The sequence below is a fragment of the Streptomyces sp. NPDC047971 genome (assembly GCF_040653355.1).
Taxonomy (GTDB): Bacteria; Actinomycetota; Actinomycetes; order Streptomycetales; family Streptomycetaceae; genus Streptomyces.
Window position 1 is genome coordinate 40,988 of record NZ_JBEZNW010000004.1, and the last position, 12,827, is coordinate 53,814.

The 12,827-nt window shown below is 70.6% G+C and carries 12 protein-coding genes and 1 other RNA gene; 11 read left to right on the top strand and 2 right to left on the bottom strand.

The annotated features are described in order from the left end of the window. The first annotated feature begins 45 nt into the window (after positions 1-45). The 4 genes from AB0D99_RS05655 (at position 46) to AB0D99_RS05670 (ending at position 4,395) form a co-directional block, all read left to right on the top strand. Positions 46-1,311, top strand: a complete 1,266-nt coding sequence (locus tag AB0D99_RS05655; protein WP_362357274.1) for a serine/threonine-protein kinase — start codon at positions 46-48, stop codon at positions 1,309-1,311. A 51-nt stretch (positions 1,312-1,362) separates the two neighbouring features. Continuing rightward, positions 1,363-2,469 (top strand): peptide chain release factor 2, encoded by a 1,107-nt coding sequence (gene prfB / locus AB0D99_RS05660; RefSeq protein WP_362357276.1) that lies wholly within the window; start codon positions 1,363-1,365, stop codon positions 2,467-2,469. Positions 2,470-2,632: 163 nt separating this feature from the next. Next, the gene (locus AB0D99_RS05665) at positions 2,633-3,160 is read left to right on the top strand and encodes a GNAT family N-acetyltransferase (RefSeq protein ID WP_362357279.1); all 528 of its coding nucleotides are present in this window, start codon (positions 2,633-2,635) and stop codon (positions 3,158-3,160) included. A gap of 341 nt (positions 3,161-3,501) precedes the next feature. Next, positions 3,502-4,395, top strand: a complete 894-nt coding sequence (locus AB0D99_RS05670; RefSeq protein ID WP_362357281.1) for a hypothetical protein — start codon at positions 3,502-3,504, stop codon at positions 4,393-4,395. Between the two features lie 94 nt (positions 4,396-4,489). On the opposite strand, the gene AB0D99_RS05675 is transcribed toward AB0D99_RS05670, so the two are convergent. Further along, on the bottom strand, positions 4,490-4,675 hold the full coding sequence (locus AB0D99_RS05675) for a hypothetical protein (protein ID WP_362357283.1): 186 nt from the start codon (positions 4,673-4,675) through the stop codon (positions 4,490-4,492). Between the two features lie 258 nt (positions 4,676-4,933). Here AB0D99_RS05675 and ftsE point away from each other — a divergent pair, with 258 nt between their 5' ends. The 5 genes from ftsE (at position 4,934) to ssrA (ending at position 8,884) form a co-directional block, all read left to right on the top strand. Then, positions 4,934-5,623, top strand: coding sequence for a cell division ATP-binding protein FtsE (gene ftsE, locus AB0D99_RS05680; RefSeq protein ID WP_260229593.1), 690 nt, complete (start codon positions 4,934-4,936; stop codon positions 5,621-5,623). Positions 5,624-5,644: 21 nt separating this feature from the next. Beyond that, positions 5,645-6,562, top strand: coding sequence for a permease-like cell division protein FtsX (ftsX, locus tag AB0D99_RS05685; RefSeq protein WP_362357286.1), 918 nt, complete (start codon positions 5,645-5,647; stop codon positions 6,560-6,562). 78 nt (positions 6,563-6,640) lie between these two features. After that, positions 6,641-7,831: a S41 family peptidase gene (locus AB0D99_RS05690; protein ID WP_362357288.1), complete on the top strand. Its 1,191-nt coding sequence runs from the start codon at positions 6,641-6,643 to the stop codon at positions 7,829-7,831. 18 nt (positions 7,832-7,849) lie between these two features. Beyond that, positions 7,850-8,389 carry an SsrA-binding protein SmpB gene (gene smpB, locus AB0D99_RS05695; RefSeq protein ID WP_362357290.1) on the top strand — a complete coding sequence of 180 codons (540 nt, stop codon included), beginning with the start codon at positions 7,850-7,852 and terminating at the stop codon, positions 8,387-8,389. Between the two features lie 102 nt (positions 8,390-8,491). Further along, positions 8,492-8,884: a transfer-messenger RNA gene (ssrA, locus tag AB0D99_RS05700) on the top strand. 52 nt (positions 8,885-8,936) lie between these two features. On the opposite strand, the gene AB0D99_RS05705 is transcribed toward ssrA, so the two are convergent. After that, positions 8,937-10,196 carry an MFS transporter gene (locus tag AB0D99_RS05705; RefSeq protein ID WP_362357292.1) on the bottom strand — a complete coding sequence of 420 codons (1,260 nt, stop codon included), beginning with the start codon at positions 10,194-10,196 and terminating at the stop codon, positions 8,937-8,939. 82 nt (positions 10,197-10,278) lie between these two features. Here AB0D99_RS05705 and AB0D99_RS05710 point away from each other — a divergent pair, with 82 nt between their 5' ends. Further along, positions 10,279-11,247 (top strand): LysR family transcriptional regulator, encoded by a 969-nt coding sequence (locus tag AB0D99_RS05710; protein WP_362357294.1) that lies wholly within the window; start codon positions 10,279-10,281, stop codon positions 11,245-11,247. A gap of 201 nt (positions 11,248-11,448) precedes the next feature. Then, a complete protein-coding gene (locus AB0D99_RS05715; protein ID WP_362357296.1) occupies positions 11,449-12,816 on the top strand; it encodes a nitrate/nitrite transporter in 1,368 nt (455 codons plus the stop codon). The last annotated feature ends 11 nt before the right edge of the window (positions 12,817-12,827 follow it).

A 12,827-nucleotide genomic window follows, 5' to 3' on the forward strand; every position in this document is an offset into this window, starting at 1 on the left:
GGACGCGTAACTTATTCGCGACCGCCAGCCGCTGAGGGAGCAGTCTTGGCACGGAAAATCGGCAGCCGCTACACCGCCCACCAGATCCTCGGTCGGGGCAGCGCCGGCACGGTGTGGCTCGGCGAGGGCCCCGAGGGCCCCGTCGCCATCAAGCTGCTGCGCGAGGACCTGGCCTCGGACCAGGAGCTCGTCGGACGCTTCGTCCAGGAGCGCACCGCCCTGCTCGGTCTCGACCACCCCCGGGTGGTGGCCGTCCGCGACCTCGTCGTCGACGGCAACGACCTCGCGCTCGTCATGGATCTGGTCCGCGGCACCGACCTGCGCACCCGGCTCGACCGGGAGCGCAGGCTGGCCCCCGAGGCGGCCGTCGCGATCATCGCCGACGTCGCCGACGGGCTCGCCGCCGCGCACGCCGCCGGAGTCGTCCACCGGGACGTCAAGCCGGAGAACATCCTGCTCGACATGGAGGGCCCGCTCGGCCCCGGCGGAGCCCACCCCGCGCTCCTCACCGACTTCGGCGTCGCCAAGCTCATCGACACCCCGGGCCGCACCAAGGCGACCCGGATCATCGGCACGCCGGACTACCTGGCCCCCGAGATCGTCGAGGGCCTTCCGCCGCGAGCCGCCGTCGACATCTACGCCCTCGCGACCGTCCTGTACGAGCTCCTGGCCGGGTTCACCCCCTTCGGCGGCGGCCACCCGGGCGCCGTCCTGCGCCGCCACGTCACCGAGACGGTCGTCCCGCTGCCCGGCATCCCCGAGGAGCTCTGGCAGCTGATCGTCCAGTGCCTGGCCAAGGCCCCCGCCTCGCGGCTGCGCGCCTCCGAGCTGGCCAGCCGGCTCCGGGAGTGCCTGCCCCTCCTCGCCGGGCTGCCGCCGCTGGACGTCGACGAACCCGACGACGCCGAGCACACGGCGGAGGGGTACGAGGACGAGTCCTCCACGACCCGTTCCGGCCTGGGCGCCCACTCCGGCACGGCTTCCGGCGACGGTGCCCCGCGCCGCGCCGCCGTGCCGCTGGTCCCCGGCGCCTCGCCGGACTCCAACCGGGACACCCACACCTCCATGCGCGTCCCCGCCCCCGACGAGCTGGCCGGCGGCCCCCTGGGCACCGCCCGGGCCCCCCGCTCCGCCGGCGCCAGGAGACCCGGCTCGGCCCGCCACAAGGCCGAGGCGGTCCGCAAGCGCCGCATCACCCTCTCGATCGCGGCGGTCGTGCTCCTGGGCGCCGTGGGGGCCGGCGGCTACCTGGCGACCGCGGAGGACTCCGACGCACCGCCGCAGGACTCCAAGACGTCCACACAGCCTTAGAGCGCGGGCGGGCGGGTCCGGTCGCTTGCCACGAGCCGTTACGCTGGACGCGTGGCAGTCGTGGATGTATCCGAAGAGCTGAAGTCCCTCTCCTCGACCATGGGGTCGATCGAGGCCGTCCTGGACCTCGAGAAGCTGAGGGCCGACATCGCCGTGCTCGAAGAGCAGGCCGCGGCCCCGTCCCTGTGGGACGACCCGGAGGCGGCGCAGAAGATCACCAGCAAGCTTTCGCACCTCCAGGCCGAGGTCCGCAAGGCCGAGGCCCTGCGCGGCCGGATCGACGACCTCGGGGTGCTCTTCGAGCTCGCCGAGGAGATGGACGACCCGGACACCCGCGCCGAGGCCGAGACGGAGCTCGTCGCCGTCCGCAAGGCCCTGGACGAGATGGAAGTCCGCACGCTGCTCTCCGGCGAGTACGACGAGCGCGAGGCGCTGGTCAACATCCGCGCCGAGGCGGGCGGCGTCGACGCCGCCGACTTCGCCGAGCAGCTCCAGCGCATGTACCTGCGCTGGGCCGAGCGCCACGGCTACGGCACGGAGGTCTACGAGACCTCGTACGCGGAAGAGGCCGGCATCAAGTCGACCACCTTCGTGGTCAAGGCTCCGTACGCCTACGGCACGCTCTCGGTCGAGCAGGGCACGCACCGTCTGGTCCGCATCTCGCCCTTCGACAACCAGGGCCGCCGCCAGACCTCGTTCGCGGGCGTCGAGATCCTCCCGGTCGTCGAGCAGTCCGACCACGTCGAGATCGACGAGTCCGAGCTGCGCGTGGACGTCTACCGCGCGTCCGGCCCGGGCGGCCAGGGCGTCAACACGACCGACTCGGCGGTGCGCATCACGCACATCCCGACCGGCATCGTGGTCTCCTGCCAGAACGAGCGCTCCCAGATCCAGAACAAGGCGAGCGCCATGAACGTCCTCCAGGCCAAGCTCCTGGAGCGCCAGCGCCAGGAGGAGCGCGCCAAGATGGACGCCCTGAAGGGCGACGGCGGCAGCTCCTGGGGCAACCAGATGCGTTCGTACGTCCTCCACCCGTACCAGATGGTCAAGGACCTCCGGACGGACTTCGAGGTCGGCAACCCGCAGTCGGTCCTGGACGGCGAGATCGACGGCTTCCTCGAGGCGGGCATCCGCTGGCGGAAGCAGCAGGAGAAGTAAGCCGGCCGATCGCCTCACGACTCCACGGCGCCGGGCCCGTCGCACCACGCGTGCGGGCCCGGCGCCGTGTCGTCGTGCGACCGGTCGGCAGAACCCGACCCGCCCTTCCCCGCGTTCGCGTCGAGGGTTTCCGTAGGGTGCCGGGATGGTGAAAGTGCGAGCCATGACCGCGGACGACGTCCCGGCGGTCTCGGCGATACGGGTGAGCGGCTGGAAGGCCGCGTACGAAGGCATCCTGCCGAGGTCCTTCCTGGACGCCATGACGGTGGAGGCGGACGTCCGGCGGCGCCGGCGGTACTTCGAGGAGGCGAACGAGCTCACGGCCGACCTCGTGGCGGTCGACACCGGCGGACGGGTCGTCGGCTGGGCCTGTCTCGGGCGCTCGGACGACACCGGAACAGGTCCGGACACGGGCGAGCTCCACGCCCTGTACGTCCAGCCGTCGCTCACCGGGTCCGGCATCGGCGGCACCCTGCTCGACGCCGCGCACGCCCACGCCGATGCCGTCGGCCTCGCGCCGGTGGTGCTGTGGGTCCTCGCCGACAACACCGGGGCGCGCCGCTTCTACGAGCGGGCGGGCTACACCGCCGACGGTGCGGTCCAGGAGGACGACTACGACGGGGTGTCCGTACCCGAGGTCCGATATCGTCGCGGCCCGGCGGAGCGTGACCGGCCGTCAGCCCGGACGTAGCGCCTCGATACGCCACGAAGCGGCCCCAGGTGTTCGCTTGCGCAAGCGGAACGGGTCCGAGCAGGCCGCTTTGTCGACAAGGGAACTGGCGTGGCCGGGCCTGAAGTTCAGCGTTTACGTCACAGTTGCATCCCCGCATGGCGGGCAACTGGTGATCTTTCGGGCATCGCACGCGCAACGTCCTTGACGCGTATGCGGAAACTCGGGAGGGTGGCCGGTGGCATGCGTATCTCTGGGGCGTGTGTGAACGGGGGCCGGTTGAGTGCAACGCCAACTCCCGCTGCCCGAGGCCCCCGAGCGCTGCTCCAATGACGAGATGAGCTACTGGGGGTAGCAGCCAGATGACGAAGAAGACGCGGATCCGCGTAGCGCGCATAGCGGCCGGCGCGGTGATCGCCGCCGGCGCGTCGCTCACTGCGGCGGGTGCCGCATCGGCCGTGGGCGTGTCCTTCGGCGCCGAGGTCAACGACGGCACCGTCGAGGTTGCGGTCGGCGTCAACGACACCACCGGCAACACGACCGTCGGGTCGACCGAAGGTACGACCGAGGGCAACACCGGCGGTAACGAGACGACCGGTGGCAACGAGACCACGGGTGGCAACGAGACCACCGGCGGTAACGAGACCACGGGTGGCAACGAGACCACCGGCGGTAACGAGACCACGGGTGGCAACGAGACCACCGGCGGTAACGAGACGACCGGTGGCAACGAGACCACCGGCGGTAACGAGACCACGGGTGGCAACGAGACCACCGGCGGTAACGAGACGACCGGTGGCAACCCGACCACGGGTGGCAACGAGACCACCGGCGGCAACCCGACCACCGGTGGCAACGAGACGACCGGTGGCAACCCGACCACGGGTGGCAACGAGACCACCGGCGGCAACGAGACCACGGGCGGCAACCCGACGACCGGTGGCAACACCGGCGGCAACCAGACCACCGGCGGTTCCACCGCGACCGGTGGCTCCGCCGACGGTGGTTCCTCCACCAACGGTGGCGGCAACACCTGCACCGTGGACCTCGACGGCGCCGAGTGTGTCGAGAACAACCCCGACACCAACAACGCCGGCTCGCAGCCCGTCGAGCAGGGCAAGGCCAAGGAGGAGCTGGCCGAGACCGGCGCCGCCGAGACCTCGTTCCTGATCATCGGCGCGGCCACCATGATCGCCGGTGGCATCGGCTTCCGGATGCTGCCGCGTCTGGTCGGCGGCGGGCGCGCCGCCGTCTGAGCGGATCGCTGAGGCCGTGAGGCCACAGACATGACGGAGAGGGCCGGGGGAGTACCCCCGGCCCTCTCTCGTGTCCGGCTCGTATGCGGAAGTGCTACGCGGTCTGCAGCGCCGCGAGCAGCGCCACCATCGCCACCAGGGCGATCACCAATGTCAGCACCATCGCAGGGGTCAGGCCCGCCGACGGGCCCAGACGCTCCCGATTGGCGCGACAGACGGGGCAGCGGCCCTCTGCGACGGGTGCCGCGCAGTTGGCGCACACCAGTCGGTCGTAGGTCATGCGCTCTCCTCCTCCCGCACAGCGGTCCACGCGGGGTCCACACCCAGCACAACGCTCGACGGCACCCGAGCGTTCCTCCTACCACTGTGCCAGCTCCACGGCTTTTCGGCGCGCCCCGCCGGATTACACCCGGAACGCATCGCTTCCGCCCCGAAGGGCGAAAAGGATAAACCACGCAAGCCGGGACCGCGACTGCGCAGGCCATCGCCTGTCGCGTAAGGTCGCGCACACCTACTCCCGGCCGACCGTGGTGCATCCGTGATCCGATTCGACAACGTCTCCAAGTCCTATCCGAAGCAGAACCGCCCCGCGCTCCGGGATGTATCCCTGGAGATCGAGAAGGGGGAGTTCGTCTTCCTCGTCGGTTCCTCCGGCTCCGGTAAGTCGACTTTCCTCCGGCTGATCCTGCGCGAGGAGCGCTGCAGCCATGGCCAGGTGCACGTCCTCGGCAAGGACCTCGCCCGGCTGTCCAACTGGAAGGTGCCCCAGATGCGGCGCCAGCTCGGAACCGTCTTCCAGGACTTCCGGCTGCTGCCCAACAAGACCGTCGCCGAGAACGTCGCCTTCGCCCAGGAGGTCATCGGCAAGCCGCGCGGAGAGATCCGCAAGGCCGTGCCCCAGGTCCTCGACCTCGTCGGCCTCGGCGGCAAGGAGGACCGGATGCCCGGCGAGCTCTCCGGTGGTGAGCAGCAGCGCGTCGCCATCGCCCGGGCCTTCGTCAACCGGCCCATGCTGCTGATCGCCGACGAGCCCACCGGAAACCTCGACCCGCAGACCTCCGTCGGCATCATGAAGCTGCTCGACCGCATCAACAGGACAGGGACCACCGTCGTCATGGCGACCCACGACCAGAACATCGTCGACCAGATGCGCAAGCGCGTCATCGAGCTCGAGAAGGGCCGTCTCGTCCGCGACCAGGCACGCGGCGTCTACGGATACCAGCACTGAGCAGGTAGGGGACAGATCACCATGCGCGCTCAGTTCGTGCTCTCCGAGATCGGCGTCGGTCTCCGGCGCAATCTCACGATGACCTTCGCCGTCATCGTCTCCGTGGCCCTCTCGCTCGCCCTGTTCGGCGGTGCGCTGCTCATGCGCGAGCAGGTCAGCACGATGAAGGACTACTGGTACGACAAGGTCAACGTCTCCATCTTCCTCTGCAACAAGAACGACGCGGCCACCTCTCCCAAGTGCGCCAAGGGCGCGGTGACCAGCGAGCAGAAGGAACAGATCGAGGCCGATCTGAAGAAGATGGACATTGTGGAGAAGGTCATCCACGAGTCCACTGATGACGCCTACAAGCACTACAAGGAGCAGTACAGCGACACCGCCATCGCGTCGGTCATCACGCCCGACCAGATGCAGGAGTCGTTCCGGGTCAAGCTGGACGACCCGGAGAAGTACAAGGTCGTCGCCACGGCCTTCGCGGGGCGGGACGGCGTGGAGTCCGTCCAGGACCAACGCGGCATCCTGCAGAACCTCTTCGACCTGATGAACGGCATGAACGTCGCCGCGCTCGGCGTCATGGCGCTGATGCTGATCATCGCGCTGATGCTGATCGTCAACACGGTGCGCGTCTCCGCCTTCAGCCGGCGGCGTGAGACCGGCATCATGCGGCTGGTCGGTGCCTCCAGCTTCTACATCCAGATGCCGTTCATCATGGAGGCGGCCTTCGCCGGCCTCCTCGGCGGAGTGGTCGCCTGCATCATGCTGCTGGTCGGCCGGTACTTCCTGATCGACCACGGCATCGCGCTCGCCGAGAAGATGCAGCTCGTCAACTTCATCGGCTGGGACGCCGTCCTGTCGGTGCTCCCGCTCGTCCTCGTGATCGGCCTGCTCATGCCGTCCCTGGCTGCATTCGTGGCGCTGCGCAAGTACCTCAAGGTGTGAGAAGAGCCCCTTGAGTGCCCCGGGCGCCGTGCGGTCAACGACCGTACGGCGCCTTTCGCTTGTCCTAGAGTGGGCGCCATGCCGGTGGGCCCCGGGTCCCGACCCGACCTCTGTCTCCGGCCCCGCGGCGTCCTCCGTGGGGCCGCTTTGACGTTGGTCTTCACCGGGGTCCTCGCCACCGCCGCGGCCACCGGGGTGCTGCCCCGGCAGGAGACCGCCTCGGTGAAGCGCGAGCAGTCCGCCCCGCCGCGCGACACCGTCGACCGGGCCGCCCTCGCCCGCGCCGCCGCCGATGCCATGGCGGACGGCAAGTCGGGCAAGAAGGCCGCCGAGGAGTTCGTCAGCCGCAGCGGTGACCGCTGGGGCGCGGTGTACGACCGGGACGAGTTCGAGGAGTTCGAGCAGGCGCTGGACGGCTCGTACACCGGAGTCGGCATCTCCGCGCGGAAGGCGGCGCAGGGCCGTATCGAGATCTCCCGCGTCCAGACCGGTGGACCCGCCGCGAAGGCGGGGCTGCGCGCCGGAGACCGTCTCGTCGCCGTCGACGGGCGCGGTGTCGGCGCCCTCTCCGTCTCCGAGGTCGTGGCCCTGCTGCGGGGCGCCGGCGTCTCCGGCTCCGCGGTCGCCGTCCGCGTCGAACGCGACGGCTCCGCCTGGACCGAGACCCTGCGCCGGGCCAGGCTGGCCACCGAGGACGTCACCGTACGCCGCCTCGACGACGGCGTCGTGCTGATCAAGGTGACCGCCTTCAGCAAGGGCGCGGGCGAGCGGGTGCGGGACGCGGTGCGGGACGCCCCGACCGGCGCCGGCGTCCTGCTCGACCTGCGCGGCAACGCGGGCGGTCTGGTCTCCGAGGCCGCCGTCGCCGCCTCCGCCTTCCTCGACGGCGGCCTGGTCGCGACGTACGACGTCGACGGCGAGCAGCGTGCGCTGTACGCGCAGAGCGGCGGCGACACCCACCGGCCCGTGGTCGCCCTGGTCGACGGCGGCACCATGAGCGCCGCCGAGCTCCTCACCGGCGCCCTGCAGGACCGTGGCAGGGCGATCACCGTCGGCGCGAGGACCTTCGGCAAGGGCTCGGTGCAGATGCCGAGCGCGCTGCCCGACGGCTCGGTCGCCGAGCTCACCGTGGGCCACTACCGCACCCCCGCCGGGCACGGCGTCGACGGCAGGGGCATCACCCCCGACCTGATCGTCGGCGATGCCACCGGCAAGCGGGCCGAGGAACGGGCCAGGACGGTATTGAGTGGCCTCGGAGGGGGCTCGTAGTGCGAAAATGGCCGCACTATGGCAAAGGGACTCGTGAACGTGCAGGGCAAGCCTGCCAAGAAGAAGGACCCGGAGAAGGGTCCTGAGCGCAAGATCATCGCGCAGAACAAGAAGGCGCGCCACGACTACCACATCATCGACACCTACGAGTGCGGTGTGGTGCTCATGGGCACCGAGGTGAAGTCGCTCCGCATGGGCCGCGCGTCGCTGGTCGACGGCTTCGTGCAGATCGACGGGCACGAGGCGTGGCTGCACAACATCCATGTGCCCGAGTACATGCAGGGCAGCTGGACCAACCACTCGGCGAAGCGGAAGCGCAAGCTGCTCCTGCACCGCGCCGAGATCGACAAGCTGGAGGCGAAGTCGCAGGAGACGGGTCACACGATCGTGCCCCTCGCCCTGTACTTCCTGAAGGGCCGCGTCAAGGTCGAGATCGCGCTCGCCAAGGGCAAGAAGGAGTACGACAAGCGGCAGACCCTGCGGGAGCAGCAGGACACGCGCGAGACGAACCGGGCGATCGCGGCGGCGAAGCGTCGTCAGCGGGCCGCTGCCGTCTAGCGCCGCCGTCGCCTCCCCTTAATACGCTGGCAACCGTGCGCGGTCGTCACGTACCATGGGGCCTGCACCTCACAGCGGGTGCGCGCATTGAAAAATCAACATGGGGATGATCGGTTTCGACAGCGGATGTCGAAGCAGGGGAAGCGTGTCGAGGAAGCGGCAATGATCTCGTAAACCATATGTCGCAACCAATAATCGCCAACTCCAAGAGCGATAACTCCCGCTTCGCCCTCGCTGCCTAATTTTAGGTAACGAGCAGAAGCCTCTGTGAGGAGCGTCAGCCCGGGGATGGTCCCGACCCGGATCCTGGCGTCATCAAGGGATCTAAACCTCTAGCCCCGGTCACGGGGGCCTGAGGGAAATCAAACAGTGACTGAGCCCGTCGGAGACTTGTCCGCGTGATCTCCGGGGCTGAGAAACTCATAGCGGACTGCACACGGAGAAGCCCTGGTTCTGCACCGTTGGACGCGGGTTCGATTCCCGCCATCTCCACTCATCCCATGTGGGCACAGGCCCGGCGGTCGTCACGACGACCGCCGGGCCTCTGTCATTCCCGGCGCGGCCGCGGCGCCGTCTCCCGGGCGGTGCGGGTCGCCTCCCGCAGGAGGGCCAGCGCGGCCGCGGCCACCGGGACCAGGAAGGCGTACGCCGTCGACGGGGCGTTCTCGGCCGTCCAGCCGCCGGTGGCCGAGCCGACCGCGATGCCCGCGAGGAGGGCGGTCACGGCGAGCGTCATGCCCTCGTTGAGCCGGCCCCGCGGAGTCAGACGCTGGACGAGGGCCATCCCGGTGACCAGCGTCGGGGCGGTCGCCATGCCCGCCACCAGCAGACCGGCCGCGAGGGCGAGCAGCGAGCCGGTCGAGGCGCCGAGGAAGGGCAGCGCCATCAGGCAGGTCATCGCCACGAGGCAGGTGCGCAGCCGGACCGCGCGGCCGGTGCGGCCGTAGACCAGACCGGCCGCGCAGGAGCCCGCGGCCTGCAGGGCCAGGACCGGGCCGGCGAGCGGCCCGTCCACGTGCGCGAGCGTCACGACCTCCATCGCGCCGAAGACCGCGCCCGTCGCCAGGAAGACGCCGAGCAGCGGCACCGTTCCGGCCACCCGCAGCAGGGAGCCGGGCGCGGTGGCGGAGCGGGGCGTGACCGGGGGTTCGGTGGAGCGCTGGGCAGCGAAGACGAGGACGCCGGTGAGCAGCAGGACCGCGCCGAGCAGTGTGCCCGCCTCCGGGAACAGCGCCGCGCACACGAACGCGGCCAGGACCGGGCCCAGCATGAAGCACAGCTCGTCGACGGCCTGTTCGAAGGAGTTGGCCGTGTGCAGCGCCGCCGGGTCGCCCCGGTACAGGTGGGCCCAGCGGGCGCGGGACATCCCCCCGGTGTTGGGGCAGGTCGCCGTCGCGGCGCACGCGGCGAACAGCGTCCAGGCGGGCGCCCGGTGGTGCACGCACAGCAGCAGGGCCAGCGAGCCGAGCACGGCCAGCGCCGTGGCGGGGACGGCGACCCGGGCCTGCCCGTGGCGGTCGACGAGCCGCGCGGTCCACGGGGCGACGACGGCGGTGGCGGCCATCCCGGTCGCCGTCACGGCGCCGGCGAGCGCGTACGAGCCGTACGCTCCCGCGATCATGATCACCGCGCTGACGCCGAACATGCCCATGGGCAGCCGCGCGATCAGATTGCCGGCGGTGAAGGCGCGGGCGCCGGGAGCGGCGAAGAGCCGCCGGTAGGGGCCTGCGGCGCCGGTGCGGGGTTCGCGGTAGCGCGGGGCGAGGGCCGGGCCGGCGGGGGTGAGCATGAGGTCGTGGTGCGGCATGGGACTAGCCTCCGGGGACCCCTCGGCCGCGGTCCAACACCTGATCCGTGGCCATTCACGCGCCTGTGTTGTTAAATGCCGGGTGGCCACTTCGTACGACATCGAGCCCCGGCTGCTGCGCGCCTTCACGGCCGTCGCCGACGAACTGCACTTCACCCGTGCCGCCGCCCGCCTGTACGTCGCCCAGCAGGCCCTCAGCCGCGACATCCGGCGGCTGGAACGGGAGCTGGGCACGGACCTGTTCGTCCGGACGACCCGTCAGGTGACGCTCACCCCGGACGGTCTGCGGCTCCTGCCGTACGCCCGGCGGGTGCTGGCCGCCTGCGACGAACTCGCCGACGCCTTCCGGGCGGCCGCCAGGCCCCTGCTGGTCGACCTCAACAGCACCGGACTCCCGGCCCAGGGCCGCGTCCTGGCGCGGGCCCGCGAACTCGCGCCGGAGCAGGAGCTGATGGCCCGCTACGAGAGCGGGCTGACCGGGGCCACCGCCGAGATCCTCGCCGGGCGCCTCGACGTCTCCTTCGGACGGTACGGCGGGCTCGACGCGTCCACGCGCGGGCGGCTCGCCGCGCAGTTCGTCCGCTACGAGCCCATGGCGGTGGTGCTGCCCGACGACCACCGGCTCGCGGGGCGGGCGACGGTGCCGCTGGCGGCGCTGGAGGGCGAGAGCGTCTACGCGGGCGCCGGGAACGACCGGACTCCGGAATGGACCGACCTGGCCGCCAGGCTCTTCGCGGGACGCGGCATAGCCGTCGCGCCGCCCGCGCCGATGGCGGTGGGGAAGGAGGAGTTCCAGCGCATCATGGCCAAACTCCGCATGCCCGTCCTCGTGGTCGTCGACTTCCCGCCGATGCCGGGCTGCGTGTTGCGACCCCTCGTCGACCCCGTACCGCTCTCGCCGGTGAGCCTGGTGTGGCGCAAGGGGCTGCGGCACTCCGGTCTGGACGCGCTGCGGACCGCCGCGGCCGAGATCGGCCGGCGGGAGGGCTGGCTGGACCGCCCCGCGGACTCCTGGCTCCCGGAGGGGGAACCGGGAGTGCCGGGGGCCTGAGTCCGGGAGCCGCGTGGGGGAGCGGTGCGGGAGAGCCGGGCCCCGTCCCCGTACTCACATCAGCTGTGCGCGCCGGGTGAGAGCAAGGTTCCGTACCCGTCACTTTCCGCCACCGGCACGAAACGCGGCTTCCCTAGGGTCTTCCCCAAGATATCCAGGGCGTCTGGACGCTCGGGAAACCCGACACCGTGGAGGTACGTGATGGGCGGCCGGTGGATCGAACGGTGGGAGCCGGAGGACGAGACCTTCTGGCGTGAGGGAGGGGAGCGGATAGCCCGGCGCAATCTGGTCTTCTCCGTGTTCTCCGAGCACATCGGCTTCTCCATCTGGAGCCTGTGGTCGGTCATGGTCCTGTTCATGGGACCGGAGTACGGCATCGACCCGGCGGGGAAGTTCTTCCTGATCGCGACCGCGACCTTCGTCGGCGCGCTCATCCGGATCCCGTACACCTTCGCCGTCGCCCGGTTCGGCGGCCGGAACTGGACGATCTTCAGCGCGCTGCTGCTCCTCCTGCCGACGGGCGTGGCCTTCACCGTGATGGAGCCGGGCACCTCGTACACCACCTTCCTGCTGGTGGCGGCGCTGACCGGCGTCGGCGGCGGAAACTTCGCCTCCTCCATGACCAACATCAACGCCTTCTTCCCGCTGCGGAAGAAGGGCTGGGCGCTCGGCCTGAACGCCGGCGGCGGCAACATCGGCGTCCCCGTCGTCCAGCTCGTCGGCCTGCTCGTCATCGGCACCGCCGGCGCCATGCACCCGCGGATCGTCCTCGGTGTCTACCTCCCGCTCATCCTGATCGCGACGGTGTGCTCCGCGCTCTTCATGGACAACCTCGCGCCGGTGAGGAACGACACCGGCGCCGTGAAGGAGGCCGTGGGGGCCAAGCACACCTGGATCATGGCCTTCCTGTACATCGGCACCTTCGGGTCCTTCATCGGCTACAGCTTCGCCTTCGGCCTGGTCCTGCAGACCCAGTTCGGCCGGACCCCGCTCCAGGCCGCCTCGCTCACCTTCATCGGTCCGCTGCTCGGCTCGCTGATCCGGCCCGTCGGCGGCTCGCTCGCCGACAAGTACGGGGGCGCCCGCATCACCCTCGCGACCTTCGCCGCCATGGCGCTCGCGACGGCGGTCGTCGTCTACGCCTCGGTCGTCGAGTCCCTCGCGGTCTTCCTCGTCGGCTTCATCGGACTCTTCGTCCTCAGCGGCCTCGGCAACGGCTCCACGTACAAGATGATTCCCGCGATCTTCCTCGCGCAGGGCCATCGCAAGGGCCTGTCCGGCGAGGAGGCGGAGTCGTACGGCCGCAGGCTCTCCGGCGCCTCCATGGGGCTGATCGGCGCGGTCGGCGCGCTCGGCGGGCTCGGCATCAACCTGGCCTTCCGGCAGTCCTTCCAGACGGCCGGCACCGGCACCTCGGCCTTCGTCGCCTTCCTCGTCTTCTACGCGGCCTGCATGGTGGTGACCTGGGCGGTATACCTTCGCCGCACGGACGCGGTCCCGGACACGGCGGAGGGCGCGGCCGGTGCCTCGGGCGAAGCGGCGCCGCAGCGCGGTTACGCCGAGGTGTGATCCGAAGTGGT

Bases quoted from the DNA above. Each gene is read 5' to 3' on its own strand.
- AB0D99_RS05665 (WP_362357279.1), top strand. From the start codon at position 2,633: ATGACCGCGGACGACGTCCCGGCGGTCTCGGCGATACGGGTGAGCGGC.
- AB0D99_RS05670 (WP_362357281.1), top strand. From the start codon at position 3,502: ATGACGAAGAAGACGCGGATCCGCGTAGCGCGCATAGCGGCCGGCGCG.
- ftsX (WP_362357286.1), top strand. From the start codon at position 5,645: ATGCGCGCTCAGTTCGTGCTCTCCGAGATCGGCGTCGGTCTCCGGCGC.
- smpB (WP_362357290.1), top strand. From the start codon at position 7,850: ATGGCAAAGGGACTCGTGAACGTGCAGGGCAAGCCTGCCAAGAAGAAG.
- AB0D99_RS05690 (WP_362357288.1), top strand. From the start codon at position 6,641: ATGCCGGTGGGCCCCGGGTCCCGACCCGACCTCTGTCTCCGGCCCCGC.
- AB0D99_RS05705 (WP_362357292.1), bottom strand. From the start codon at position 10,196: ATGCCGCACCACGACCTCATGCTCACCCCCGCCGGCCCGGCCCTCGCC.
- AB0D99_RS05675 (WP_362357283.1), bottom strand. From the start codon at position 4,675: ATGACCTACGACCGACTGGTGTGCGCCAACTGCGCGGCACCCGTCGCA.
- AB0D99_RS05715 (WP_362357296.1), top strand. From the start codon at position 11,449: ATGGGCGGCCGGTGGATCGAACGGTGGGAGCCGGAGGACGAGACCTTC.